We start from the raw sequence: 23261 nt of genomic DNA on the forward strand, positions 1-23261 counted from the left end.
GCCCCAGACGGGCGACTGGTCCTGGGCCGTTCCCGCGGCGTGCGCGGCGGGCGCGGCAGCCTGTATCGGGGGCGCGATCGTCCTCGGCTCCCGCCGCCGCGCCAAGGCGGCCCCGGCCGCTCCCGGATCCCGGCTCGGCGCCAGGGCCGGCGCGAAGGGAGGAAAGCGATGGAGACCGTGATCGCCTGCGCCGTCACCGCGGTCGTCTCCTCGATGGTTACGCTCGTCGCCTACGCGTGCTGCGTGGCGGCTGGCAACGCGGATCGGAGGGAGGAGGGAGGCGAGTAGTCTGAGGCCATGACAGCTTGTCATGGCCGGGAGCCCCGTCGAGGCGAAGCAGTCTCGGCGGGGCTCCCTTTGCGTCACGGCGGACCGGTGCCCGTGGGGATTGATCGGTTGGGTTCCGGTCCGCATGAGACCGATATGGGGGCAGGCTGGTTTTACGTACCTACTCCGCGCTGATCGTGTCAACGATGGACATCTTGCGCATCCTCTTTATCGGGCCGTGAACAGCAGCCACGACGGAGAGCACGACGATTAGGAGGATGATGCCAAGCTCCGCATACGGTATCGTCCACGCATCTCCCCAGTGCGAGCTGATGAGCAGGTCAAAAAGGAGCCTGTGGCAGGCGAGCCCCAGCAACGTCCCGACAATGCATCCGGAGATCGCATAGGTGGCCGCCTCCGCGACAATCATTCTGGAGAGCTGGTGGGCGCTCAATCCGATCGCGCGGAAGACTCCGTACTGCTTCGTTCTGGCTGCCACGCTCAGGGCGATGCTGTTTACCACGTTGAAGACGGTGATCAGGGCAATCAGGGCGAGGAATCCGTAGAGGAACAGCCATACGCTGTAGTACACGCCCTGCACGCTGCTGTTGTCCATCCTCTTGTCGACGAAGCTGTGCCCCGTCCCGTATGTGCGATGGATGGCGTTCACGTCGTCGTCCGTAGCATCTGCCGCGAGCTGCATGTCGATGACCGTGTAGTCGCCTTCCCCCATGATCTTCTGTAAGGTGCCCTCCGAGCAGATTATGATTGCGGAGCCGTTGGGGCTGTTGAATGGGCTGGCAGAAAGGGTTCCGGCGATTTCCATCTCGGCCTGCCCGCTGCCGACCTCAAGTACGACGGAGTCCCCGTCTTGGACGGCACCTTGCGAATCGAATACTGCAAGCCCGGTGCCCAGCCCATTCCTCACGGCATCCAGCGTGCCCGATTGCAGGTAGTCGGCTGCCCACTGGAATTGCGATTGTTCGTAGGAGATGAGGTCGACGGTCAACGGCTCCCCATTCACCGTGGCGGGGACATCGTAGGCGAACATTCGGCCGTAGACAGCCTCGACGGCAGGGTTGTTCTCCAGCTCGTCCACGTAGCCCTTGTCGACGGATCGGGTGCTGTCCGCGCTGACGATGGATATGTCCGGAGCCCATGGATACAGCGGCGTCAGCGTGTGGTTCATGAAGCCGATCGTCACGGAGAAGGAGAGGAACAGGACGATGCAGAGGCCGAACGACGCAATCATCAGGGCGTAGTTCTTGCGGCTCGATTTCGCGTGGTGGATTCCCAGCGAGGTTTCGACCTTCAGCCATTTCGTATTGGCCGCCTTGCGGACCGGTTGCAGGTCGCTGGCACTTCCGGAGACCGCAGATAGGGGGGAGACTTTGGAGGCCCTCTTCGCGGGCGACCTTGCCGCCAGCAGAACCGTTAGCAGTCCGATGACGGTCCCCGCCAGTATGCTCGGGACGCTGACGGCGAGCATCGGCATAGAGCCGAAGTGCTCCGGGCTGAGAGCCCGTAGGACGAGGCACAAAGCCCACGTCAGGGCCACGCCGGCTGCGATCCCCACGGGGATCGCGAACCGGCACCATCCGAGGGCCTCTTTCCTCACCAGGCGCATCACCTGCTTGGGGGTCGCGCCGATGCAGCGCATCAAGCCGAAGAACTCTGTCCGCTGGGAAACGTTGCTGTTCAGGCTGCTCGCAATCATCATGATGCCCGAGAAAAGGACTAGGACGAATAGGACGCCTGCGCCAGCGTAGACCTGAGCCATGAAGGAGTTGGCGCTCTGCCCGAGGAGGCCCAGCAGCTTCGTGTTCTCGAAGACCTGCTCGTCGTTCAGGCCGAGCTGCCGCTTCATGTCCGCGATTTTGCTCTGGATGTCTCCCGTGTCGGAGAATTGGACGTAGTATACCGTGGTGCCGTTGGAGGGGCCGGCGCCCTCTCCGGTGTTCGGTGAGAGGGAGCGGAAGCCTCCGGCTGTGACGAACACTCCGTAGGAGTCGTCGCTCATGAGGTTGGACGAGTTCTTTGCGAACCCGGATACGTTGAAGCGGTGCTCGGCCCCGTCAGGAGTCTCTATGGCGACCTCGTCACCAATTGATAAATCGAGCATGTCCCTTGCATTCTCAGTTAGCACAGCTTCGCTGTCGCTCCGCGGGAAGCCTCCTTCCGCGATCATGCCCGCGAAAATATCCGTGAACAGGGTCCCATCGGTTCCGCAGATCAGCGTTTCGGTCCCGTTCAGCGTGTATCCCTGCTCGCCGTCGTAGTTCAGGACGTCGTAGGGTGCGAGCGCGTTGACGTCTGGCCGCGCGGCGATGACGGATGCATCCTCGCCGGAGATGTCCTGAATCCCCACGTGCCAGTTTCCCGCCTCCGCCTGGGTCTTCGCGATCTGGCTGCGGACGAACATGTCCGCCATGCCGAAGATTGCTGTGACCAGGAACACCGACAACACGATGCAGAAAATGGACATCCTGCTTTGCTTCCGGTGAACCTTCGCGGAGATGGGGACGAGATCAAGATAGCGTTTCATCTGGCATCCCTCCCAAGTCCGTGAGGACGCCGTCGGACACCTGGAGCACCCGGTCGACGGATGAGGTTAGGCTCTTGTTGTGCGTGATCATCAGGATCGCCTGCTGGAAACGGCGAGACGCCTGCGTGAGCAGGGCGATGACGTCCTGGCTGTTCCGGCTGTCCAGATTGCCCGTCGGCTCATCCGCCAGGATCAGCTTCGGCTTCGTGATCAGCGCCCGCCCGATGGCGACGCGCTGCTGCTGGCCGCCGGATAGTTGGCTTGGCAGATGGTGGCGCCGCTCCGAGAGGCCCAGCAGGTCCAGCATCTCCTCCACCGCTGCCGGGTCGGGCTGGCGGTAGTCCAGCAGCAGGGGGAAGATGATATTCTGCTCCACATCCAGCTCCGAGACGAGCTGGAAGGACTGGAAGATGAAGCCGATGTTGCGCCGGCGGAAGATAGTGCGCTCCTCCTCCCCCATCGAGAACAGGTCATGGCCGTCTACCAATATGCCGCCGGAAGTTGGGGAGTCGAGCGCACCGATGCAGTTCAGCAAGGTGCTTTTTCCGGAGCCCGACTCTCCTACGACTGCGGCGAACTCGCCTTTGTCCAGCGAGAAGGAGACGTGCTTCAGGGCGTCCACCCTCGCCTCGCCTTCTCCGTAGGACTTCGACACGTCTTGCACTCTCAAGATTTCCATAGTGATTCAACCTCCTTCCCATAAAGGAAAGCAAAGGGTGCTTACATTCCGATTAATCTGACCTTACGATTCTGTAGGGAAACAGCACATGAACGTTGTCCCGCTCCCAACCTCGCTGTGGACGGAGATTGTCCCGCCCTGACCCTCGACGATTGACTTGGCGAGGGGGAGCCCCAGACCGATTCCCTGCGTGTCGAGGGAATGCTTGCTGCGATAGAAGCGCTTGAAGATGTGGTGGATGTCTTCCGGGGCTATGCCGCCGCCGTTATCGGAGATGGAGATGCAAAGCATCGCGGGAGTGCTCTCCCACACGATTCGGATGATTCCGCCAGCTCGCGTGTGGTCGAGGGCATTCTTCACGATGTTTTCGATTGCCTCTCCCGTCCAGTCCGAATCGCAGAGGAGCTGCTGCTCGTTGTCGCCTTCTATCTGGACTTCCTTGCTCTCGCCCTGGGCGCGTATCGTAAGCTCGCCGATTGAGTTAAGAACCAGTTCGGAGACGAGGCAGGGGGCCTTCTCGAAATGGATGGTTCCCGAGTCCAGGCGAGTGATCTTCAGCATAGATGAGATGAGCTGCTCCATGCGCCTCACGGAGACTCCAATTTTTCTGGAGAATCGTCTTACCGTTTCAGCATTATCAGGCTCGTCCTCGAGTATTTCTTGGTACATGGCGAGGGCTGCCAAGGGCGTCTTCAGCTGATGGGAGATGTCCGATATGGTGTCTCTCAGGAACTCCTTTGTCGCGCGCTCCGCCTCGTTCTTGGACCGGAGCATTGCCGCGAGCTTCTCCACCGACGACAGCATCCGGAAGAAGCTCCCCTCGCCGCCCTGGGGCAGGCGACGGGAGTAGTTTCCGTCGATGTAGTCCACCAGTATCTCGTCCACCTGCTGATGCAGCCTCATCCGCTTCCGGCTGAAAATGAGGAACCCCGAAGAGAGCAGGAGGAGCAGGAGAAGCGCAACGGACAGCGCGCTGGCGTAGGCGGATTGCTGGAGTTGGCTGAAGGTGGGTCGGAGGTACGTTTCCGCCTGCTTTCCCAAGCCGGCGGCGGCCAGCAGGGACCAACCTTCCTCGCCGGGCTCCGCGTTCGCAAGCGACGTCGCTATCACATCCTTCGGGACACCCTGGTCTAGGAGGGAGGATGCGACGGCCGCATCGTGCTCGACCCACAGCTCTTCTGCAGCGCTCACTTGACGTCCCGCCAACATGACTTGCGCGAGCACAAACGCAAGGAAAGACAGGCACAGGAACATGGAGAGTCCTTTCACCTGCCTGTCAAGGAGCATGCTCATGCGCTCACCTCGTTCCACCGGTAGCCGAACCCGCGAACGGCTACGAGGTGCTCGGGGCGTGAGGGGTCTACCTCCACCTTCTCTCGGAGCCTCCGCACGTAGACGGATAGGGTGTTGGGATCTACGTAGTTTCCTGTGCTGTTCCACAGCTCGTTTATGATGACGTCCCTTGTCACCACGTGGTTGGCGCCTCTCACCAGCAGGCAGAGCAGCCTGTACTCAGTGCTGGTAAGGTCAAGGGTCTTGCCTCGGAGGGTTGCCCGACTTTCGATCAGGTCGATTTCGATGTCGCCGCATTCGAGATAGGAGCTTCTCTCGCTCTTCGAGATTCCCGCGCGGCGCAGCAGAGCGCGGATGCGGGAGCACAGCTCTCCAAGCTTGAAGGGCTTGGTGATGTAGTCGTCCCCTCCGCTGTCCAGCCCGCGGATTACATTGACCTCCTCATCCGATGCAGTCAGGAAAATGATTGGGATTCGCTGGTTCTCCTTCCTCACCCTCTCGCACACCTCGAATCCCGTCCCATCCGGCAGGCTGACGTCGAGAATCAGCAGAACGTAGTCTCCGAGACCAGAAAGGCGCTGCTTTGCTTCGCGCACCGTGCGGGAAACATCGACATCGAATCCGTTCTTTTTCAAGGAGTACGCTAGGCCGTCTATGAGACTTGCGTCGTCCTCCAATAGCAGAATCCTGTCCATTTCTGACTCCCCTTCTTACTCTTCAAAACGCCCGGCATATCGCCTGTGTCAATGAAGGTCAAGCGACTTTTTGAAGGCTTTGTCACGACACGCAGCTGCTACTTCGCTTTAACAGGAAGTCGGCCTTATCCAATCACTGGCAGAGGTGCTAGAGAACCAATTCCGTGCTTTGACAGAGCCTTATTAAAAAGGCGACAAACATAAGTTTACCCATCGAGAGAGTCGCCGCACATCAAGGTGGCTCTGTGTGTGGTATGCAGTGCCATCCTTCACCGTCTTCTCCATCGGCTGATTGCCCATGCAACGAAGGCCGCAAGCACTATCTCAGCGAGGAAGGAACAGATAGGCAGCGTTGCCTTTTCCAAGAGGGCCCTGAGTCCGCGCCCGCTTTTCGAGGAGCGCGCCTTGCCCGATTCTTGATTCGGGGACTCCCGCCGCTTTCGTTCCATCATGTCGTATGCCTTTGCTCGCTTGCCTCAATCAGGGTATCCGACAATCGGGACAAATCCTTCCATCGCGCTCACGCTGTCCTCCTAGGGTGACGTCAGCGTCCCTGTCCTGTCACCCTGAGATGCCAATCCCCTCCGCGAGCTCCGACCGTACAGGAGCGGCAAGCAGAATGGTTGCGTATTCGCAATCGTTTTGAAGGGAGAGCCGGCATGACAGGCAATGTCAGATACCCCGCCGAACGGCCAGGCTTAGCGTCCGAGCCAAATGGAGGCGGGAGGGAGGCGACGAGCCGTTACCGGAAGGAGTCGGCTTCGTCACCAGCGACGCGCATGGCGGTGACCACGACGGGGCTCACCAAGCGTTACGGCGACGCCTGCGTGGTAAACAGCGTGAACCTCGCCGTGCCCGAGCACGCGGTCTACGGTTTTCTGGGGCCCAACGGGGCCGGCAAGTCTACCACGATGAAGATGCTCCTCGGCCTCGTGCATCCCACGGAGGGCTCGGCCACGGTCCTGGGCACGCCCCTCACGCCGGAGAACCGCCTCGAGGTGCTGCGGCACGTGGGATCGCTCATCGAGAGCCCGAGCTGCTACCCGCACCTCACGGCGCGCGAGAACCTCGAAATCGTGCGGCAGCTGCGCGGACTGCCCAAGTCCGAGATCGACGAGGTGCTGAAGATCGTCCGCCTCGACGACCCGTCCGTGCGCCGCAAGCGAGTCGGGAACTTCTCGCTCGGCATGAAGCAGCGCCTCGGCATCGCCGCCGCGCTCATGGGCAGGCCGCCCTTGCTCCTGCTCGACGAGCCGACCAACGGCCTCGACCCGGCGGGCATACACGAGATCCGTGCCCTCTTGCGCGAGCTGCCGCGCATGTTCGACATGACGGTCGTCGTGTCGAGCCACCTGCTCTCCGAGGTCGACCAGATGGCCGACCACGTCGGGATCATCCGCAAGGGCCGGATGGTGTGGCAGGGCCCGCTCGCGGCGCTCCACGCGCGCGGCCGGCACTGGATCGGCTTCAAGACCACGGACAACGCGCGGGCGCTCGAGCTCCTGCCCGGCGCGCAGGCGGACCCGGACGATGCCGCCTACCTGCGCATCAAGGCGGTGGACGACGCCACGGCAGCGCGCCTCAGCCTGGGCCTCGCCGAGCGCGGCGTCGGCGTCGTCCGCATGGAGGAGCACGAGGACTCGCTCGAGGACATCTTCCTCGCGATCACGGGGATGGAGGAGACGCTATGACAGCCAACGGGAGGGAAGCGAAGACATCGGCGCGGCGTCTCGGTATCGCGCGCCAGGTCGTCCTCGAGGTCAAGAAGGGCAGGCGCAAGCACCTCTGGCTCATCTGCGCCGCCATGCTCGGCGTGCTCCTGCTGTGGTTCGGGTACCAGTCGGCGCGCCAGGTGGAGATCACGTCGGACTACCGCGTTCTGCTCTACAGCCTGCCCACGGTCAACGCGGTCTTCCTCCCGCTGCTCTCCGCCGTGGTCGCCTCGACTGTCTGCGACGTCGAGAACCGGGCGAACATGTGGAAGCAGCTCCTCACGATGGAGCGGGCGGAGGACCTGTTCTGCTCGAAGTGGCTCACCTGCGCGCTCGTGCTCGCGGCGGTGGTGACCGCCGAAGTCGCGGGCGCCTCCGCCATCGGCGGCGCCCTCGGCTTCCAGTCGGTTCCCGCGTCCGAGGGCCTCGTGCTCTGGGTCTCAACGCTTGCCGTGTGCCTGTTCGTGGCGACGGTCGTTGAGTGTCTCTGCCTGTTCATCGCCAACCAGTTCGTGCCGCTCGTCGTGGGCGTGGCGCTGTCGTTCCTGGGGCTCTTCTCCATGTACCTGCCGGCGTATGTCTCCGTCTTCGTGCCGAGCTCCTACTTCGGGCTCCTGTCCACGGTGGGGATGAGCTACGACTACGCCACGGAGGTCATCACCTGGAGCACCGTCGCCTGGCCCGTGGGCTACTTCGCCGTTATCGTCCTCGTCACCGTCGCCGCGTTCGCGCTCTCCCTGCGCGCCTTCGCGAGAAAGGAGCTCTAGCATGCTCGCCTCATGTGTCCGCGCGGAGCTGGTGAAGCTCCGCCGCTCTCCGATCTGGCTGGTGTTCGTGGCGCTGCCCGGCATCTCCGCCCTCATCGGCTGTGCCAACTACCAGGGGAACCTCGGGGTCATCACACCCGGCTGGTCGAACCTGTGGACCCAGCAGACGCTTTTCGTCTGCTACTTCTTCCTCCCGGCGCTCCTCGGCGCGGGGTGCTCGTTCCTGTGGCGCCAGGAGCACCAGGGCTCCAACTGGAACGAGCTCATGGTGCAGCCGGTCCCCATCCGCGACCTCGTGCTCGCCAAGTTCTGCGTGGGCGCGCTGATGTCGGCCCTCGCCTTCGCGTCAATCCTGGCGTTCTACGTCGCGAGCGGCGTAGCCCTCGGGGTGCCCGGCGAGTTCCCGGCGGCGTGCATCGCCGAGTACGTGACGCTCGGGGTCCTGGGCTCGCTCGTGGTCGTGGCGATCCAGCTCGACATATCCATGGTGGTGCGCAACTTCGCCGCGCCGGTGGGCATAGCGCTCGCGGGAGGCGTGTCGGGTGTCATCGCCACCGTCGCCGGGCTCGGGAACGTCTGGCCCTACTCCCTGCTCCAGACCGGCATGAACTCGAACGAGCTCGTCGACCTATCCGCCACCGGCGTCATCCAGGTCGTGGTCTTCTCGGTCGTGTACGCATCGCTCGCCATCGCGTGGGCGTGCCGACGGCTCTCGCGACGGGACGTCGTCGCGACGATGTGAGCCAGCCTGAGAACGGAGACGGCTGCACGGGTGGCACCGGTTTTCGCAGCTAACCGCTTTGCCACGCCCGATAGTGAAAGGATGGCGTTTGAGATGAAGAGGACCGTAGCCATGGTCATCGCGGCTATCGCCCTGTTTGCCGCCGCGTTCCTGGTTGTGCTCGCAGGGCCCCTCGGCGAGCTGGGCAGCAGGTTCGGCTGGAACTTCGGAACCTATTATGTCCAGGTTGACAACAACAAATGCGAGCCGACCAGCGAGAATACCCGTCAGAGGTTCGGTGAGGAGATGGCCTTCGAGTACAGGCTTGAGGGGGCGAGGGACGACGGCTCGACTGCGGACCTGAGTTTCCTCACCTCGCGCGAACTGCGTGACGGGGCGTACATCAAGTGCGACGTGTGGCCCCTCTTAGGCGTCAGAAGCTGGGAGGAGGTCGCCTGGGAGGCCATTCCCGAACCGGCGCGGGAGAACCTCCCCGAGGCGTTGCCAGTTGCCAGCTGATATGCCGGCGCCCCCGTATGGCGCCCCCTCGGATAGCGGTGCTGCCTCGTCATCTTGAGGGAGGTATGGGAAAATGAAAAGAAGGAGGTGGCGGCCATGAGGGATGCGGGCGAGCCGATGCGATCCGTCATTGGCGGGCTATCGGGCGGTGGGATGATTCGAGGGAGCTGGCGCTCGTCGCGCCTGCCGCCTGCGTGATCCTCGAGGCGGTCTTCCTCACAAGGTACATCTCCTTCCTGCCCCCCGAATACGACGCGGCATCCGTGTGGCTTCTCGTAGGATGCGTTGCGGCGATTCTCACATGCGTCTTTCTCCGGAGGCGCTTCCCCCTCGCCGCGATGCTCGCGGCATGTGTCTGCGCGGCGGTGTCGTCCCCTGTCGACGAGGGCGCCTACACGGGCGTCCCGCTCCTGGTGCTGATGTACGGCCTGGTCGCTCGTCGGGACCACCTCAAGGCGGCCGCGTCGGTGCTCGCCGTCATCGCCGCGTTCTGGGTGCCCGTCCACCTTGCGGGGGATGAGAACCTCGCCCTCGTACACCTCGAGTGCATTTTGGCCGTGGTCGTGGCGGCGCTCGTGTCCCGCGCCCTGTGGACCAGGCGCCGTGCAGATCAGGAGCTTGAAGATGAGCGCACTGCACGTGAGCAGATTGCCCGCGAGCGTGACGAGGCCGAGGCGCGCAGCCGCATCGCCGGAGAGCTGCACGATTCGGTGGGCCATGACCTCACGGCCATCATCGCTCTTTCCGAGGGGCTCATGGGGGCGACCGGGGACGAGACGCTCGATGCAGCGGTGGCGAGCATCAACGATCTCGCGCGCGAGGGCCTCTCCGACACCCGACGTGCGGTCCGGCAGCTCTCGGCCCTTCACGGGGATGCCGCGGATGTGGGTCGCTCCGGCCTCCATACGTGGGACGACATCCGGCCCGTGCTCGAGCACGCGCGTTCCGCTGGCCTTGCGGTCGCGTTCACGGAGACCGGTTCCCGGTCGTCAGACCGCGCGCAGGCCGAGCTGGCCTTCTCCGTGACGCGCGAGGCGGTGACGAACGTCCTGCGCCACGCGTGCGGTGCGCGGCGCGTAACGGTGGCGTGGGACCATGCGGGAGACGGCTCCTGCATGGTCACCGTCCGCGACGACGGCTCTCCGGTCGAGGGGACCGGTGATGCGGGGACGGGGCTCGCGCGCCTGGGCCGGCGCGTTGAGGAGGCCGGTGGCGACCTGAGCGCCGGACCGTCTCCCGACGGAGGCTGGGAGGTCCGGGCATCCATCCCGCACCTCGATCCAGCTCCAGATGCAGAGGAGGCCGAGAGCCTATGAGCGACCACATTAACGTGATGATCGTGGACGACCAGGCCGAGACCCGCCTGGGTTTTGCCCTGGTGCTCCGCCGTGATCCCTCGCTGCGCCTTTGGGGTCAGGCGGGCGACGGCAAGCAGGCGGTGGATGCCGTCGATCGGGCAGCCGAGGCAGGGCGGACGCTCCCGGACGTTGTGCTCATGGACGTGCGAATGCCCGTCATGGACGGCATCGACGCCTGCGCGCGCATCTGCGAGCGCCACCCCGAGGTTCGCGTGCTCATCCTCACAACGTACGACGAGGACGACTACGCCTTCGGCGGGCTCGAGGCGGGCGCCTCCGGGTTTCTGCTCAAGGACGTCCGCTCCCGCGAGCTCATCGACGCGGTCCACGCCGTCGCGGAAGGGGACGCCGTCCTCACCCCGCGCATCACCCGGGCGGTTCTCGAGGTCAATGTCCCCAAGGTCGTCTCGGGTTCCGAGCGCGAGCGCCTGCGCCGCGCCTTCCGCCAGCTCACCGACCACGAGCGTGAGATCTGCTCGCTCATCGCCGACGGCCTCTCCAACGGCGAGATCGCCGAACTCCTGGTCATCCAGCCCGCCAGCGCGAAGCGTGCTGTGTCGCGGATCCTCTCCAAGTTGGGCATGCGCGACCGGACGCAGATAGCCGTCTCCTGGTACCGGGCGGGGCTTTAGGGCAGCGGCTCAAATCACATTGTCTCTTTCAAACGATTACGGGAGGGGGCCGCCCAACCGATCAATCCCCACGGACGGCCCCTCCCACCAAGATTAGTCTCGCGGTCCATGTCGGGAGAGGATGGCTGCCAGAAACGCTCTTAATGCGCCCGTCACTGCCATAATTGCGCGCAGCGGGACGAGGTTGCAGGCGGGGCCGATATTACTTTCGCGGAAGTCTCAACGGGAAACTCACCCGATTTGCGTTGTCCTCGCTTGGCAGGGGTTCCCACAATCCATTAATCGGGTCGTTGGTGCGTCGGCCGATGGAAGCTGCGGCGTCAAGCCGCGGTTGACCTTCCGCGCGAAACGTCAACCAATGCTCCTTTGAATCCACCAGCGCTCGATTCCATACTTGAAGCCAGAAGCTGAGAGATTTCTTTCGAGGGGAGCGATATGGACACACGCGTCAACATCGGCCGCACGGTCGCGCGGGAGCGCCGCCGCAGGGGCGTCACGCAGGAGGAGCTCGCCGCCCACTTGGGCGTCTCGAAGGCCGCGGTATCAAAATGGGAGCTCGGACAGAGCCTGCCGGACGTGAGCCTTCTGCCGCGCATCGCCGCGTACTTCTCGCTCACCCTGGACGAGCTCTTCGACTGGCACGACGAGCTCTCCGAGGAGGATGCCGCCGCGCTCTACGCGGAGGTCTACGCGCTGGGCGGACGGGACCCCGCGGCGGCGCACGAGAGGCTGCGCACGCTCGCTGCGGAGCACTATTCGGACGCGAACCTTCTGCTCATGCTGGCGTCGCTCCTCACCGTGTGGGCCGCCGGCATGGCCACGCCGTTCGCGCCGGCGAGCGCGGGGGCGGCCTCAGCAGGCGCCGCGCCCGCCGGCGCAGCCGATGACGCGCCCGCTGACCTGCCTGATGCCTCGATCGGGGCCGCAGCGCTGCCAGATTCCCCTGCCCTCACCGACGAGGCGCTCGCCCTCATCGACCGCGCGCTCGAGATCGCCTCGGACCCGGCGACCCTCTTCCTTGCACAGCAGCAGAAGGCGACGACGCTCTTCCAAGCCGGTCGCCACGAGGAGGCGGCGAGCCTTCTTGAGCCGCTTGTGCGGCGGCAGGACACCGGCGCCCCGACGATGCTCCTCGCCTCCGCCTACCGCAAGCTCGGCCGCAGGGGCGACGCCCTCGACCTCCTGCAGGCCGAGCGGCTGCGCGCGGCGAGCTTCGTGCTCTCGTCGCTCATGCAGGAGGTGGGCATGCGAGACGATGCCGCCTTTGCGCAAGCCGCTGGCGCGGCAGCCAGGACGATCTTCGACGCGTTGGATATGGGCGCGATGAATCCGTTCTTCTCGGTATCGATGTCCGTCGAGGTAACCGAGGCCCTACGACGCGTAGGCGAGAAGGACGAGGCGCTCACGGCCCTTGCGCGGACAGTCGAAGCCGTGGATGCTGCCCGGACGGTCCTGGAGCCGCCCTCCTCCCCGCTCTGGGACCGCATGGCAGGACACCTCGACCCGGCTCGCACCAGCGCGGCCTGGGCCGAGCACAAGGCACGCCAGGCGGACAATGCCGTCGCACTCATGCGCCGGGAGATCGCCGAGCTCGTTGCCTCCCCCGCGTGGCGCTCGTTTGCGGGCGACGACCCGCGCTATCAGGGGCTCGCCGAGGCGGCGGCGCGCCTTTCGGGCGAGGGGTCGTACTGACGGTGCGGGCCGGCCTCAGCTTCCTGCGCCTCATATCCCCCTTCGTCCGCTCGCGCGCCGCATCACTCGCAGGTGCCGCCGCCCTGCTCGTGGCCTACTCCGCCGCGGCCGTCTCGCCCGCCCTCATCACCCAGCAGCTCGTCGATCGGGGCCTCGCCACAGGGGACGTCCCCCTCGTCGCGGCGCTCGCGTTGGCGCTCGTCGCGGCCGCGGCGACTCAGTCGGTCCTCTCGGTGCTCGCGGCACGTGTGCTCTCGGAGGCGGGCGAGGGCGTGGCGGCGGACCTCCGGGCGGAGCTCGTGCGCCGCGCCCTCGACGCGCCGGCAGGGTGGATGGCGGGCCGCGACGACGGCTACGTCGCGGCCCGCGTCACCGAGGCGTCGGGCGTCTCCGCGCTCTTCTCCAAGACGAGCTTCACGTTCGCGAGCAGCGTGCTGCAGGCAGCGGGCTCCGCCGTCGCCGTGGCGGCGATGAGCCCCTCGGTGCTCGCCTTCGCCATCGTGCCGATCCCCGCCTACGTCTGGTGCGCCGGGCGCTCGCTCAAGGCCTACCGCGCCTCCGTCGCTGCTGCCGCGGAGGCGGCCGCCGGGCTCACCGGCAGGGTCGCCGAGGCGGTGTCCGGGCGCGAGGAGGCCGCGGCGTCCGGCGGTTCGAGGCTGGTCGCCGGCAGGGTCGGGGGCGCGAGCGAGCGGGTCAGGTCGGCGTCAGTGCGCCAGAGCGTGCTCGCGGCGCTCACGGGAGAGGGGATGTCGCTCCTCTCTACGGCGAGCGCGTCGCTCGTCTACGTCGCCTGCGCGGCGCTCGCCGGCTCGCTCTCGGTCGGACGCGTGCTCGCCGCGGTCCAGCTCGCGGCGAGGGTCTACAGCCCCTTCCTCGTCGCGGTCTCGGCGGCGATCACGGTTCAGCCGGCTCTCGCCGCCCTCCAGCGTGCCGCGGAGGCGTTCCCCGAGCCGCTCCACGGCGGCGGGATAGAGCTCGTGAGTCCGGTGCAGTCGATCGAGGTCAGGAACCTGTCCTTCCGCTACGGCGAGGGCGCGCGCCCTCTCCTGGGCGGGCTCACTGCAACGTTCCAATGCCCATCGCTTGTGGTGGTGAGGGGCACGAACGGGTCCGGAAAATCCACAGGTCACCCCCCTATAGGAAGAGGGCGGGGCGACCGGTGAGCGTCGCCATGTCGGATCGCATGCCCCGGGCGGCGGCCTCGGTCTCCTCGAGGAGCGCGGCCGCCCGCTCGACCGTCTCCAGCATGTCCGTGAAGTCGCGGTCCCCGTGGCGGATTCGGAGCGCGACGGTGTTGAGCGCGTGGGTGCCCCGCTTGTAGTGGACGCCCCACTTTCTCAGCTCCCTGGCCATGCGCAGGGTGCATCCAGTGTCGAGCAGGATGGGACGGGTCGCCGCGACCGCCCTCGCCGCGTCGTCGGGCTCCGCCGCGGCGAGGCGCACGAGGGAGCGGACGAGGTCGGAGAGGCTGATGCCGAGCGCGTCGGCGACCTCTTGTGCCCCCGTCTTGTCCTCGGGGGCGATGCGGACGAAGAGCCTCTCGGGATACCGTTCCACGTCGCTCACGCCTCTTCGTTCTCGACGGTGGCCGGCGCAGCCGGCCCCTGAGGGGAGCGGGGGATCCCCCGCAGCCCGGCCGGCGCGCCCGCGGGGCGCGGCTGCCGGCGGGGCTCCCGCGGGCCCGGGCGGGTGCCCGGTTCGGTGCCCGGGCGGGTGCCGAGGGTGGGCCGCGGGCCGCTGTTCCTGGCGCCGTGCGCACGGAACAGGCTACTTGCTAACCCAGTGGCTAACGTCCTTCTTGGGCCTTCGATCTCAGCTGTCGCGTCGTGGGTGTGCCGTGCGCATCACGGCGCGGCGGGCGTCCTCCTTCATGGCGTGCTCCTTAGCGTCAGGTCGCCCCGGCTCATCCGGGGCGTTTGCGCGGGTCGGATCCGCGACATGACATCAATTTACCCTTTTCCCGCAGCTGTTGTGTGCCATGACGTTGTTGACGCCGACGATGCGCGACATCGGCGGCAGGCCCCCGCAGGCGCTGTGCGGCCTGCCCCAATTGCAGTTGACCCTTGTCCCGGGCAGCTATCGTGAGTTTATCTTCCGGCCTTTAACGCTTCTTTAGAAACGGCCTTCACCCTAGGAATTGCAAGTAAGTAATCCTAGGGATGGGAGCTCTCATGGCATACGTATTGGAGGCGCGCGGGCTCACGAAGCGATTCGGCCGCGGCGCGAAGGCGCAGGTGGCGGTCGATGGCGTGAGCCTGCATGTGGGGGAGGGGCGCGTGTACGGCCTGCTCGGCCCCAACGGCGCGGGCAAGTCCACCACGCTCAAGATGGTGACGGGGATGCTGCGCCCCACCTCGGGCCAGATCCTGGTCGACGGGCACCCGTGGAGCCGTGACGACCTATACGCCATCGGCTCGCTCATCGAGCAGCCGCCGCTCTACCCCAACCTCACGGCGCGAGAGAACCTGCTCGTGCGCACCACGCTGCTGGGCATCCCCGAGGGTCGCATCGCCGAGGTGCTCGAGACGGTTGACCTTACAGACACCGGGTCCAAGCGCGCCGGGCGCTTCAGCCTGGGGATGAAGCAGCGGCTCGGCATCGCGATTGCGCTGCTCGCGAGCCCGCGGCTTCTCATCCTGGACGAGCCGACGAATGGGCTCGACCCCATCGGCATCGAGGAGCTGCGCGGGCTCATCCGGAGCTTCCCGACGCGCGGAATCACGGTCATCGTGTCGAGCCACATCCTGGGCGAAGTTGAGCAGACGGCCGACGACATCGGCATCATCGTCGGCGGACGGCTCGCGTATGAGGCACCGTTGCAGGCCGGCCAGGACCTCGAGGCCCTGTTCATGGACGTGTGCCGACGGACGGGGGTGGCCGCATGAGCCGGTCTGCTGCTGTGTCCGAGCGCGTCGCGAAGCCGGTGCCGCAGGCGGGATCAGCGCGTCGCCCCAGCCTCTTCCGCGCCCTGCGCTCCGAGGCGCTGAAGAGCTCCCACGGGGCACCGGTCAAGGTCGCCATCGCGCTTGCGTTGCCGTTCCCGCTGCTGTTCGGGCCGCTCTCGGGACGCTTCGGCATGAGCGCCGAGCTCTCGTTCTCGGCATGGAACTACTACTACGTGCTGCTCCTGCCCGTGGCGCTCACGCTCATCTCCGCGTGCGTGGCCAACTACGATGCGCGGCTGCGCGACCACGTGCCGCTCTCCAGCCCAGCTCCGCTCGGACGGGCCTGGTGGGCGAAGGCGCTCTGGTGCCTCGCGCTCTCGGCGCTCTCGAACGCGTGCGTGCTCGCCGTGTACCTCGTGGGTGCCGTCGTGAACCCGGGTGGGCCATCGGTTCTCGCGATGGCGGCCGCTGCGGCGACGAGCGTCATCGCGACTTCGTGGATGATTCCGGTGACGCTCTTCCTCGTCTGCCGGGCCGGGATGCTCGCCGGCGTGCTGGTGCCGCTCGCCGTGCAGGTCGGCGGGGGCTTCGCGTGGTCCGCGGTGGGAGGCCTGTGGTGGGCGCTTCCGCCGGCGGCCTCCGTCATCCTGCCGAGCGCCTTCTTGCCCGTGCTGCCCACGGCCGAGCCACTCTCGGCGTCGCCCGAGCTCGCGGCTGCGATCGGCTCGTTCGGGCCTGTTCAGGCGGCGGCGCTCGCGCTTTCCGTGGCGGTGTTCGTCATGCTCACGGCTGCCGGCTCGGTCTGGTTCAGGGGATCGGAGGAACTGTGATGGGAAACGGAAGGCATGTTGCTGCGGGCGCCGGTCGGGTGTCCCGGATGTCGCTCTGGCGCGCCGCTATCTCGGAGTGCGTGCGGCTCAGGCGCTCGCCGCTGATTGCCCTGCACCTGGCGTGCGGCCTTATCGCCGGTGTTGCCTGCGGGGCCTACTTCGGCGTGGCGCCGTGGGACCCGCGCCTTGGTACGGACGCGTTCGTCCAGCTCGTCGGTGCGCTCATGCCCCTCATGGTCGCCGTCGTGTGCGGCCTGGACGTCGACGGTGAGCGCGAGGCATCGGGCCTTGCCAACCTGCTCGCGGTGCCGTCGAGGCGCATCGCCCTTGCGGCGCGCGTGCTCGTGCTGTGGCTGCTCGGCGTCATCGCCGTGGCGGTGGCGCTCGGTTCGTTCTCGGTGGTGCTCGGGGCCTTCGGGCGTGACGGGTTCTCGGCGGGCGTCTACGCCCGGTCGGCCGTGGGCATGGCGGCGGGGTCGCTCGTCCTCTACGTCGTGTCGGTCTGGCTCACGCTCGCCCTCGGCCGGAACGCCGCCATCGGCGTCGGCGCGGCGGGCCTCGCCTGCGCCCTCTTCGCCGTGGGCGGCCTCGCGCACGGGCTTGTCACCGGTGAGCTCACTGCGGCTTCGTCGGGTGTGCTCGGCTACGTGCCGTTCGCCTGGGCGGAACGGCTGGGGTCACTGCTCGTAGAACTTGGACTGGCCACGGACGCTGGTTTGCGCGCGGTGATTTGGCAGCTCAAGGTGACCTCTGTGCTCACCCTGGCGGTCACGGCGGTCGGCCTCATCGCTCTGCTTGCCTGGGTGGGTTCTTTCGAAGAGGGGAGGCGAGGGGAGTGAGCGTGTGTTTGGGGCGATGCCCCCGTACCCGGTTCCTCGCTCTGGTGCTTGCGGCAGCCCTGGTGATGATGCCCGCCCTCTCCGGCTGCAGGGGCCTGTCCCATCCGGAGGAGTTTCCCACGTCTGGCTCCTCGGCCTCATCGGTCGAGGCCGTGTCGAATCCTCAGACCATCACTCGCGAGGAGTTCGGGGACCAATGGCCGTTCGAGTTCGACAGTTGCGAGGTCGGCGCCGAACCCGATGCGTCGGGCGATCCGGTTCTGCGCCTCACGACGGAGGATGGCACGGTCTACGCCTTGAACGACCTGTCTGGCAACGATGGGCTTCCTAAGGCGGAGGATCTCGTGCGGCCCTGCGCCTCCATCGGCCCCATCCGGTCGTTCGCGCTCGGTCTTGTTGACTTGGAATAGGATTGGTTGAACTGCAGGCCGTTTTGCTGGCTTTCGATGGGGGGGGCACGATGGCTCGCATCCTCGCGGTCGACGACGACCGCGCCATACTTCAGCTGCTCGAGCGGGCACTCTCCCGCGACGGTCACAAGGTCGAGTGCGCCGACGACCCGACTTCGGTCCCCGCGATGGACCTCTCGCGCTACGACCTTATCCTTACGGACGTGATGATGCCCGGGCTCGACGGCTTCGAACTGGTTCGTCTCGTCCGGGACCGCTTCGACGGGCCCATCATGTTCCTCACCGCCAAGGTCGCCGAGGACGACGCGGTGCTGGGCCTCGGCCTCGGCGCCGACGACTACGTGCGCAAGCCCTTCGGCGTGGCGGAGCTGCGCGCGAAGGTGGCTGCGTCGCTCCGCCGCGAGCGCCGGGTGCGCCGGAGCGTGCTCGACCTCGGCCGCGTGCGCTTCGACCTCGGGGCACGCGAACTCAGTGTGACAGCTCCCGACGGCTCGACCGGCGCGCCCGTTCCCCTCACGCCTACCGAATATGGCATCTGCGAGTTTCTCGCCAAGCATCCCGGTCGCGCCTACGGGCGGGCGCAGATCCGCGAGGCGGTGCGGGGCTGGGGGAGCGAGACGGATGACGCGGCCGTCTCGGTCCACGTGGGCAAGGCGCGTGCCAAGCTCCGAGTCGCGGGCGTCGACCCCATCGCCACCGTGTGGGGTGTCGGATACAAGTGGGAGGCGGGGAGATGAGCCGTCTTCGCGGTTTGGACGGCCGCATTCGCGTCCCGCTTGCTCTCGTAGTCGGTCGCTACTTCGTCCTCGTCCTGTTCGCGGCGCTGCTGACCGTGGGCGGGCCTTGGGCACTGTTCACCGGCGCGATGGCGCGCGGCGAGGTGCTCCCGGCGGACTGGGGCTCGACCCATGCGGACGAGACTGTCGGCGACATCGCTTCGGCGGGTCATCTTGATCCCGACTCGCTCTCCACCGCATACCGCGTGGCGCGGCTTTCGGCCTCGGGCAGCGTCCTCTTCTCGGACATGGGGGAGGAGGCACTCGCCAGCGCCCAGACGTCCGTCTCTTCCGCAATTGCCGCCGGTGAGACGTCCGCCCGCCCCGGCCCCGACGTCTCGTCCGGCTCGTACGCGCGGGTGGCGGCCGTGAAGCTCGCCGATGGTACCTGGGCGGCAATCTCCTGGGACATGATGCCCCACTGGGCCGACCACGCACGGGATGCGTCCTGGCCGAACCCCCAGGACCTCTGGCTCACCTCGACCATCATAGGCACGGTTCTCATGGTTGTTCTCGTCGCCCTGCGCGCCGCCCGCGTGCTCACGCGCAAGATGGAGCCGCTCGTGGTGGCGGCAAATGCCGTTGCCGCCGACGACCTCGACAAGCCCGCCGGCACGAGCGACGTGGCCGAGGTCGACGACGTGCTCGCCGCGATGGAGCGCATGCGCGTCTCGCTGAAGCGGTCCCTCGAGGAGCAGATGGCGTCTGAGGAGACCCGGCGCCAGCGCATGGAGACACTCGCCCACGAGCTCAAGACCCCGCTCACCCTCATCCAGGGCAACGCCGAGCTCCTCGCCGCAGATCTCGAGGAAGGCCGGCTCCAGGGCGAGCAGGCCGACGAGGCCCGCGCCATCCTCGATGCCACGCACCGGCTCGATGCGGCCCTCATCGACATCATCTCCGCCTGGCGGGAGGGTGAGCGGGGTGCGTGATAGTCGCCCTGTACAGCTATCACACACCCCGTCGAAAGGCGTGGGTTCGAGAGGGCCCTCAGGCTCAATCTGCTACCTCGCTTTAACCTGCTTCATCAGCGAATCCACCATCTCGGACTCGGAGTCGACAAAGGTGTACGGTTCGTACTCGCCGTAAGCTGAGGGTCGCGTGATGGTCACAAGTTGGAGGTCATCGCTTCCGAAACGCTTTTCGATGCGGTTCATCATGTCGACGAGGGAGGGGCCGGCTTCCGTCTGCATGGCGAGGCTTCCAGTTCTTTCGAACCATTTAGCAACCAGATAGCACATCGTTCATTCTCCTCCTGAACTCCTCTTCGGTTTTTATATCACCAGATTCATAGGACATTCGCAACTTGTATCCCACGTTCACATCATGAATGCGCTTGTAGAGGTACTTATGAAGCCAGTTGTTAAGCTGACGATCATAAAACGTGTTGTATTGGATTTCGATGGGGTAATGTCTCGATGAGAGTTGGAAATACACATGAACGCCTCGATACCCATCATCCAAGGCTTTGCCGCTGCTAAGGTCGGCGACTCGAAAGAGGGGGCGTCCCATGAGATCCATTACGTCATCGTAAGTGTCGCACATTGACCTAAAGCCCAGAAGGTCGTTGAAGACCTTGCGAGCCTGGTGATCGGGATAATATCGAGCATATTTCAGGCGAGTAGATTGACGGCTTTTGATGCGGCTGTCGACGGGAAATCGATCAAGATGTCCTGATGCCACATACCAGTTTCGTACGGCATCAAGCTCATCGAAGAGGGCTTCTTTCGGAAAGTAGCGAAGGTCTTTCTTGAGGGAGATGCCCAGCTCGCTGCGAAAGGAAAGGCTTTCAAGAACTGCTTTTGAAAGGCCGTCACGGGCAAGTATGTCCATAAGGGTCCTCTCGATTAAGGATTAAGCCTGGGTTCCGAACTGGGCGCGGCGAGCCTACCGGTTGTCTGTGATTGAGTATCAATATCTATATGCTGAGGCGTTTGAGAATTCCTCAATTTCTCCTCTGCAATCAGTATCTGAAGCGCGTCGTGTAAGCGGCTTGTCCTTTCTTGGGACCTAGCACGATGGAAGCAATAAATACCACTGATAGCAATTGATGCCGCAACGAAGAGGAGTGTTGGATTGTCCGCTTCATCTTTTGCGATAAGGGCGAGTGCGGAAAGAACCACCGTGACCAGCAGCGGTATATAACTTTCCCTTGGTTGCTTAATTGATTCGAGGACCAACTCAGCGCGAGTTTCAAGAGATAACAGCCCATCACTTGGGCTATTTCTGTTGGAGCAGCTTGATGTGAATTGCGTTTCGTTCAGTTCTTCCCTTAAAACGCTTAAGTCATAGTCCTTCGCCTCGAGAGCATGTGCGAAGTGTCCGGCTAGGGTCCGATCGTATAGAAGGTGGCGCTTGGTAAAGATGTCTTGAGAATTCACAGGGTTCCTTTCATGTGTCATTAGCTTGCTTTTTTATGATGCCATGTCGTGCGGACAAATACGATTGTTTGCCAGACGGTGGTTGGCTTTTGTAGCGACTGGCTGCATCATCCCGTGCCTCTCGCCCCCTTTGCGCCCCCGTAATGCGACTCGTAGAAAAATGGTCAAATTCACCTGAGTGTACAACGGACGGGAGGGCGCCATGAGGGTGCTGGTGGTGGAGGATAACGAGGTGCTCGCCGCGTCCATGTGCGACGGGCTCGGCGCCCGGGGCCCGGGCGCCGACGTGGCGGGAACGCTTGCGGGTGCTGATAGTGCTTTTTACTTATGGGGTGAGGAAATTGGTGGCAGAGTCATCCGCGAGCTCCTCCACAACGCCATCGCCCACCAGGGTTGCCCTGCGCTCCGCCCGCGCGCTCACGCGCAAGATGGAGCCGCTCGTGGCGGCGGCGAACGCCGTTGCCGCCGACGACCTCGACAGGCCCGCCGGCACGAGCGGCGTGTGCGAGGCCCGCGCCATCCTCGACGCCACGCACCGGCTCGATGCGGCCCTCATCGACATCATCTCCGCCTGGCGGGAGGGTGAGCGGGACGGCGAGGGGCGGTTGGAACCCGATGCGGATTCGCGAGGCTAAGCTCCGAAGTGCGCAACAGCGAAATAGAATCGATTGACAGGGATGCCTGACTGTCCCAGCCGACTCGTCATCCATATTGGATGTGGGCGTGCGCAGCGAGGGGACTTTACACCCTTGTCTCCCCGTCTTACCATAGACGTACGTAAAAGCGTACGCTTTTGGGAAGGGAGGCCGCATGACTTCTATTACGGCAACGGCGGCACGCAAGGACCTGTACAACGTTATCACGCGCGTCAACGAGGACTGCGCTCCGGTGGCCATCACGAACAGTCGCGGTAAGGGTGCCGTGCTCGTCGGAGAGGATGAGTGGGCCTCTATCGAGGAGACGCTCTATCTCATGGGTATTCCCGGCGTTGCCGAGTCGATTGTTGCAGGGAAGGCGGAGCCGGTCGAGAATTGCGTCACCGAAGACGCGCTGGACTGGTAGCCATGTGGCTTGTCGTGTTCACCGAGCAAGCCCAGAAGGATGCAAAGCAGCTCAAGGCGGCGGGGCTTGCCGGCAAGGCGAAGGCGCTTGTCGCGGCAGTGCGGGAGGATCCTTTCAAGGTCCCCCCGCGCTATGAGGCCCTCGTTGGCAATCTATCTGGCCTCTACTCTCGCCGCATCAGCCTGCAGCACCGCTTCGTTTACGAGACGATCAAGGGGGAGATTGAGAGGGGCGGCACTCTCTATGAGGGAACGGTCAAGATCGTTCGCATGTGGACGCATTATGACGGGGTGCGATAACGGTTGGACGCTGGACGCGACCCTCATCGACATCATCGACGCTTGGCGAGAGGATGAGCGGGGCCACGCCTGACATTTTTGAGGCTTCTGCCGTTCCTGTGCGTGGGGCCTAGCTGTTCAGTGCCAACAGGTTGTTTACGCCAAGCTGGTGACAGACAGGGAGCGCCCCGCCAAGCTGTGAGTTGTCTAGGCTTACGGCGGGGACCCTCCCATGTCCCAGCATCCCAGCGCAAGGCTCACGCCCAAGGGGCGGGAGCGCATGGTCGAGCGCATCGAGGCCGGCGAGCCGGTGTCCGAGGTCGCGCGCCAGGTTGGCGTGAGCAGGCGGACCGCCGGCAAATGGCTCGCGAGGGCGAGGGCCGGCGAGCCGATGGCCGACCGCCCGAGCCGCCCCCGCACGCTGGCGAAGCTCACCCCGCCCGACGTCGAGGACGGGGTCTGCGAGGCCCTCGCGGCGTCGGCGATCGCCTTCTCCGCCTCGCGCGGGGTGGCCGTCGAGCGCGTCGTGGCCGACAACGGGCCCGGCTACCGCAGCCGCCTCTTCAACGAGTCCCTGGAGGCCCGCGGCGTCAGGCACAAGCACACAAGGCCTTTCAGCCCCTGGCAGAACGGCAGGGTCGAGCGCATGAACCGGACGCTCGCGCGGGAGTGGCGGTACACCCGGGCGTGGGGGAGCGAGGCCTCCAGGGCGGAGGCTCTGGGGCCTGCATGGGCCATTGCAATTGGGGCAGGCCGCACGGCGCCTGCGGGGACCTGCCCCGAGTCACGGATCCACGGCGTAAACAACGTCATGGCACGCAACAGCTAGGTCTGAAATCCGCTGTCACCCTAAGGTGTCAACCGGCTCAGCGGCACCGGTCTCGTGCCCCTTTCGCGAAAGAATGTCATCGCGCCGAGAG

26 protein-coding genes are annotated in these 23261 nt (G+C 65.2%); 18 read left to right on the forward strand and 8 right to left on the reverse strand.

Going from position 1 to position 23261, the window contains the following annotated elements; all coding sequences use genetic code 11:
• Positions 1-448: 448 nt before the first annotated feature.
• The 4 genes from SFLMC1_RS06850 to SFLMC1_RS06865 all read right to left on the reverse strand — a co-directional run bounded on the left by SFLMC1_RS06850 (position 449) and on the right by SFLMC1_RS06865 (position 5479).
• Positions 449-2812 carry an ABC transporter permease gene (locus SFLMC1_RS06850; protein WP_152073173.1) on the reverse strand — a complete coding sequence of 788 codons (2364 nt, stop codon included), beginning with the start codon at positions 2810-2812 and terminating at the stop codon, positions 449-451.
• A complete protein-coding gene (locus SFLMC1_RS06855; protein WP_152073172.1) occupies positions 2796-3491 on the reverse strand; it encodes an ABC transporter ATP-binding protein in 696 nt (231 codons plus the stop codon). Before SFLMC1_RS06855 ends, SFLMC1_RS06850 begins: the two co-directional genes overlap by 17 nt.
• A gap of 63 nt (positions 3492-3554) precedes the next feature.
• Positions 3555-4784 carry a sensor histidine kinase gene (locus SFLMC1_RS06860; RefSeq protein ID WP_152073171.1) on the reverse strand — a complete coding sequence of 410 codons (1230 nt, stop codon included), beginning with the start codon at positions 4782-4784 and terminating at the stop codon, positions 3555-3557.
• The gene (locus tag SFLMC1_RS06865; protein ID WP_152073170.1) at positions 4781-5479 is read right to left on the reverse strand and encodes a response regulator transcription factor; all 699 of its coding nucleotides are present in this window, start codon (positions 5477-5479) and stop codon (positions 4781-4783) included. The genes SFLMC1_RS06860 and SFLMC1_RS06865 overlap by 4 nt, the downstream gene beginning before the upstream one ends.
• A 779-nt stretch (positions 5480-6258) precedes the next feature.
• Here SFLMC1_RS06865 and SFLMC1_RS06870 point away from each other — a divergent pair.
• From SFLMC1_RS06870 to SFLMC1_RS06905, 8 genes are all read left to right on the forward strand, one after another.
• Positions 6259-7170 carry an ATP-binding cassette domain-containing protein gene (locus SFLMC1_RS06870; RefSeq protein ID WP_226814180.1) on the forward strand — a complete coding sequence of 304 codons (912 nt, stop codon included), beginning with the start codon at positions 6259-6261 and terminating at the stop codon, positions 7168-7170.
• A complete protein-coding gene (locus tag SFLMC1_RS06875; RefSeq protein ID WP_152073168.1) occupies positions 7167-7958 on the forward strand; it encodes an ABC transporter permease in 792 nt (263 codons plus the stop codon). The genes SFLMC1_RS06870 and SFLMC1_RS06875 overlap by 4 nt, the downstream gene beginning before the upstream one ends.
• 1 nt (position 7959) lies before the next feature.
• Positions 7960-8700, forward strand: coding sequence for an ABC transporter permease (locus SFLMC1_RS06880; protein ID WP_152073167.1), 741 nt, complete (start codon positions 7960-7962; stop codon positions 8698-8700).
• 93 nt (positions 8701-8793) lie between these two features.
• On the forward strand, positions 8794-9198 hold the full coding sequence (locus SFLMC1_RS06885; protein WP_152073166.1) for a YxeA family protein: 405 nt from the start codon (positions 8794-8796) through the stop codon (positions 9196-9198).
• 194 nt (positions 9199-9392) lie between these two features.
• Positions 9393-10514 (forward strand): sensor histidine kinase, encoded by a 1122-nt coding sequence (locus SFLMC1_RS06890; protein WP_261981433.1) that lies wholly within the window; start codon positions 9393-9395, stop codon positions 10512-10514.
• Positions 10511-11188, forward strand: coding sequence for a response regulator transcription factor (locus SFLMC1_RS06895; RefSeq protein ID WP_152073164.1), 678 nt, complete (start codon positions 10511-10513; stop codon positions 11186-11188). Before SFLMC1_RS06890 ends, SFLMC1_RS06895 begins: the two co-directional genes overlap by 4 nt.
• 435 nt (positions 11189-11623) lie before the next feature.
• Positions 11624-12880 carry a helix-turn-helix domain-containing protein gene (locus SFLMC1_RS06900; protein ID WP_152073163.1) on the forward strand — a complete coding sequence of 419 codons (1257 nt, stop codon included), beginning with the start codon at positions 11624-11626 and terminating at the stop codon, positions 12878-12880.
• A gap of 2 nt (positions 12881-12882) precedes the next feature.
• Positions 12883-14043 carry an ABC transporter transmembrane domain-containing protein gene (locus SFLMC1_RS06905; protein WP_187323895.1) on the forward strand — a complete coding sequence of 387 codons (1161 nt, stop codon included), beginning with the start codon at positions 12883-12885 and terminating at the stop codon, positions 14041-14043.
• On the opposite strand, the gene SFLMC1_RS06910 is transcribed toward SFLMC1_RS06905, so the two are convergent.
• Positions 14015-14446 (reverse strand): hypothetical protein, encoded by a 432-nt coding sequence (locus SFLMC1_RS06910; RefSeq protein ID WP_152073161.1) that lies wholly within the window; start codon positions 14444-14446, stop codon positions 14015-14017. The two genes, SFLMC1_RS06905 and SFLMC1_RS06910, sit on opposite strands and share 29 nt — an antisense overlap.
• Positions 14447-15051: 605 nt before the next feature.
• On the opposite strand from SFLMC1_RS06910, the gene SFLMC1_RS06915 reads away from it, so the two are divergent.
• From SFLMC1_RS06915 to SFLMC1_RS06940, 6 genes are read left to right on the forward strand one after another with little or no spacing between them, the layout of a single operon-like run.
• Positions 15052-15765 carry a lantibiotic protection ABC transporter ATP-binding protein gene (locus SFLMC1_RS06915; RefSeq protein ID WP_152073160.1) on the forward strand — a complete coding sequence of 238 codons (714 nt, stop codon included), beginning with the start codon at positions 15052-15054 and terminating at the stop codon, positions 15763-15765.
• Positions 15762-16595 carry a bacteriocin ABC transporter permease gene (locus SFLMC1_RS06920; RefSeq protein ID WP_226814179.1) on the forward strand — a complete coding sequence of 278 codons (834 nt, stop codon included), beginning with the start codon at positions 15762-15764 and terminating at the stop codon, positions 16593-16595. The genes SFLMC1_RS06915 and SFLMC1_RS06920 overlap by 4 nt, the downstream gene beginning before the upstream one ends.
• Positions 16595-17434 carry an ABC transporter permease gene (locus tag SFLMC1_RS06925; protein WP_152073159.1) on the forward strand — a complete coding sequence of 280 codons (840 nt, stop codon included), beginning with the start codon at positions 16595-16597 and terminating at the stop codon, positions 17432-17434. Before SFLMC1_RS06920 ends, SFLMC1_RS06925 begins: the two co-directional genes overlap by 1 nt.
• Positions 17435-17436: 2 nt before the next feature.
• A complete protein-coding gene (locus SFLMC1_RS06930; protein WP_152073158.1) occupies positions 17437-17844 on the forward strand; it encodes a superoxide dismutase in 408 nt (135 codons plus the stop codon).
• Positions 17845-17894: 50 nt separating this feature from the next.
• Positions 17895-18581: a response regulator transcription factor gene (locus SFLMC1_RS06935; RefSeq protein WP_152073157.1), complete on the forward strand. Its 687-nt coding sequence runs from the start codon at positions 17895-17897 to the stop codon at positions 18579-18581.
• Complete coding sequence (locus SFLMC1_RS06940; RefSeq protein ID WP_152073156.1) at positions 18578-19552, forward strand: histidine kinase dimerization/phospho-acceptor domain-containing protein; 975 nt, start codon at positions 18578-18580, stop codon at positions 19550-19552. Before SFLMC1_RS06935 ends, SFLMC1_RS06940 begins: the two co-directional genes overlap by 4 nt.
• A 72-nt stretch (positions 19553-19624) precedes the next feature.
• Here SFLMC1_RS06940 and SFLMC1_RS06945 read toward each other — a convergent pair whose 3' ends face one another.
• Genes SFLMC1_RS06945 through SFLMC1_RS06955 form a run of 3 tightly spaced genes read right to left on the reverse strand, consistent with a single transcriptional unit; the run spans position 19625 to position 21001 of the window.
• Positions 19625-19813, reverse strand: coding sequence for a DUF6718 family protein (locus SFLMC1_RS06945; protein WP_222838049.1), 189 nt, complete (start codon positions 19811-19813; stop codon positions 19625-19627).
• A 28-nt stretch (positions 19814-19841) separates the two neighbouring features.
• A complete protein-coding gene (locus SFLMC1_RS06950) occupies positions 19842-20453 on the reverse strand; it encodes a hypothetical protein (protein ID WP_152073154.1) in 612 nt (203 codons plus the stop codon).
• A gap of 14 nt (positions 20454-20467) precedes the next feature.
• The gene (locus SFLMC1_RS06955) at positions 20468-21001 is read right to left on the reverse strand and encodes a hypothetical protein (protein WP_152073153.1); all 534 of its coding nucleotides are present in this window, start codon (positions 20999-21001) and stop codon (positions 20468-20470) included.
• Positions 21002-21441: 440 nt separating this feature from the next.
• On the opposite strand from SFLMC1_RS06955, the gene SFLMC1_RS06960 reads away from it, so the two are divergent.
• The 4 genes from SFLMC1_RS06960 to SFLMC1_RS06975 all read left to right on the forward strand — a co-directional run bounded on the left by SFLMC1_RS06960 (position 21442) and on the right by SFLMC1_RS06975 (position 23170).
• The gene (locus SFLMC1_RS06960) at positions 21442-21636 is read left to right on the forward strand and encodes a hypothetical protein (RefSeq protein WP_154063920.1); all 195 of its coding nucleotides are present in this window, start codon (positions 21442-21444) and stop codon (positions 21634-21636) included.
• Between the two features lie 175 nt (positions 21637-21811).
• Positions 21812-22063: a type II toxin-antitoxin system Phd/YefM family antitoxin gene (locus SFLMC1_RS06965; protein WP_152073151.1), complete on the forward strand. Its 252-nt coding sequence runs from the start codon at positions 21812-21814 to the stop codon at positions 22061-22063.
• Positions 22064-22065: 2 nt separating this feature from the next.
• Complete coding sequence (locus tag SFLMC1_RS06970) at positions 22066-22362, forward strand: Txe/YoeB family addiction module toxin (protein WP_152073150.1); 297 nt, start codon at positions 22066-22068, stop codon at positions 22360-22362.
• A 211-nt stretch (positions 22363-22573) separates the two neighbouring features.
• Positions 22574-23170 carry an integrase core domain-containing protein gene (locus SFLMC1_RS06975; protein WP_152073149.1) on the forward strand — a complete coding sequence of 199 codons (597 nt, stop codon included), beginning with the start codon at positions 22574-22576 and terminating at the stop codon, positions 23168-23170.
• Positions 23171-23261: the final 91 nt, after the last annotated feature.

This window comes from Collinsella aerofaciens, from assembly GCF_901212495.1.
Taxonomy (GTDB): domain Bacteria; phylum Actinomycetota; class Coriobacteriia; order Coriobacteriales; family Coriobacteriaceae; genus Collinsella; species Collinsella aerofaciens_H.

Bases quoted from the DNA above. Each gene is read 5' to 3' on its own strand.
- SFLMC1_RS06945 (WP_222838049.1), bottom strand. From the start codon at position 19,813: ATGCAGACGGAAGCCGGCCCCTCCCTCGTCGACATGATGAACCGCATC.
- SFLMC1_RS06865 (WP_152073170.1), bottom strand. From the start codon at position 5,479: ATGGACAGGATTCTGCTATTGGAGGACGACGCAAGTCTCATAGACGGC.
- SFLMC1_RS06940 (WP_152073156.1), top strand. From the start codon at position 18,578: ATGAGCCGTCTTCGCGGTTTGGACGGCCGCATTCGCGTCCCGCTTGCT.
- SFLMC1_RS06875 (WP_152073168.1), top strand. From the start codon at position 7,167: ATGACAGCCAACGGGAGGGAAGCGAAGACATCGGCGCGGCGTCTCGGT.
- SFLMC1_RS06855 (WP_152073172.1), bottom strand. From the start codon at position 3,491: ATGGAAATCTTGAGAGTGCAAGACGTGTCGAAGTCCTACGGAGAAGGC.
- SFLMC1_RS06900 (WP_152073163.1), top strand. From the start codon at position 11,624: ATGGACACACGCGTCAACATCGGCCGCACGGTCGCGCGGGAGCGCCGC.
- SFLMC1_RS06850 (WP_152073173.1), bottom strand. From the start codon at position 2,812: ATGAAACGCTATCTTGATCTCGTCCCCATCTCCGCGAAGGTTCACCGG.
- SFLMC1_RS06920 (WP_226814179.1), top strand. From the start codon at position 15,762: ATGAGCCGGTCTGCTGCTGTGTCCGAGCGCGTCGCGAAGCCGGTGCCG.
- SFLMC1_RS06885 (WP_152073166.1), top strand. From the start codon at position 8,794: ATGAAGAGGACCGTAGCCATGGTCATCGCGGCTATCGCCCTGTTTGCC.
- SFLMC1_RS06965 (WP_152073151.1), top strand. From the start codon at position 21,812: ATGACTTCTATTACGGCAACGGCGGCACGCAAGGACCTGTACAACGTT.
- SFLMC1_RS06925 (WP_152073159.1), top strand. From the start codon at position 16,595: ATGGGAAACGGAAGGCATGTTGCTGCGGGCGCCGGTCGGGTGTCCCGG.
- SFLMC1_RS06975 (WP_152073149.1), top strand. From the start codon at position 22,574: ATGTCCCAGCATCCCAGCGCAAGGCTCACGCCCAAGGGGCGGGAGCGC.
- SFLMC1_RS06915 (WP_152073160.1), top strand. From the start codon at position 15,052: ATGGCATACGTATTGGAGGCGCGCGGGCTCACGAAGCGATTCGGCCGC.
- SFLMC1_RS06870 (WP_226814180.1), top strand. From the start codon at position 6,259: ATGGCGGTGACCACGACGGGGCTCACCAAGCGTTACGGCGACGCCTGC.
- SFLMC1_RS06860 (WP_152073171.1), bottom strand. From the start codon at position 4,784: ATGAGCATGCTCCTTGACAGGCAGGTGAAAGGACTCTCCATGTTCCTG.
- SFLMC1_RS06950 (WP_152073154.1), bottom strand. From the start codon at position 20,453: ATGGACATACTTGCCCGTGACGGCCTTTCAAAAGCAGTTCTTGAAAGC.
- SFLMC1_RS06880 (WP_152073167.1), top strand. From the start codon at position 7,960: ATGCTCGCCTCATGTGTCCGCGCGGAGCTGGTGAAGCTCCGCCGCTCT.
- SFLMC1_RS06935 (WP_152073157.1), top strand. From the start codon at position 17,895: ATGGCTCGCATCCTCGCGGTCGACGACGACCGCGCCATACTTCAGCTG.
- SFLMC1_RS06895 (WP_152073164.1), top strand. From the start codon at position 10,511: ATGAGCGACCACATTAACGTGATGATCGTGGACGACCAGGCCGAGACC.
- SFLMC1_RS06970 (WP_152073150.1), top strand. From the start codon at position 22,066: ATGTGGCTTGTCGTGTTCACCGAGCAAGCCCAGAAGGATGCAAAGCAG.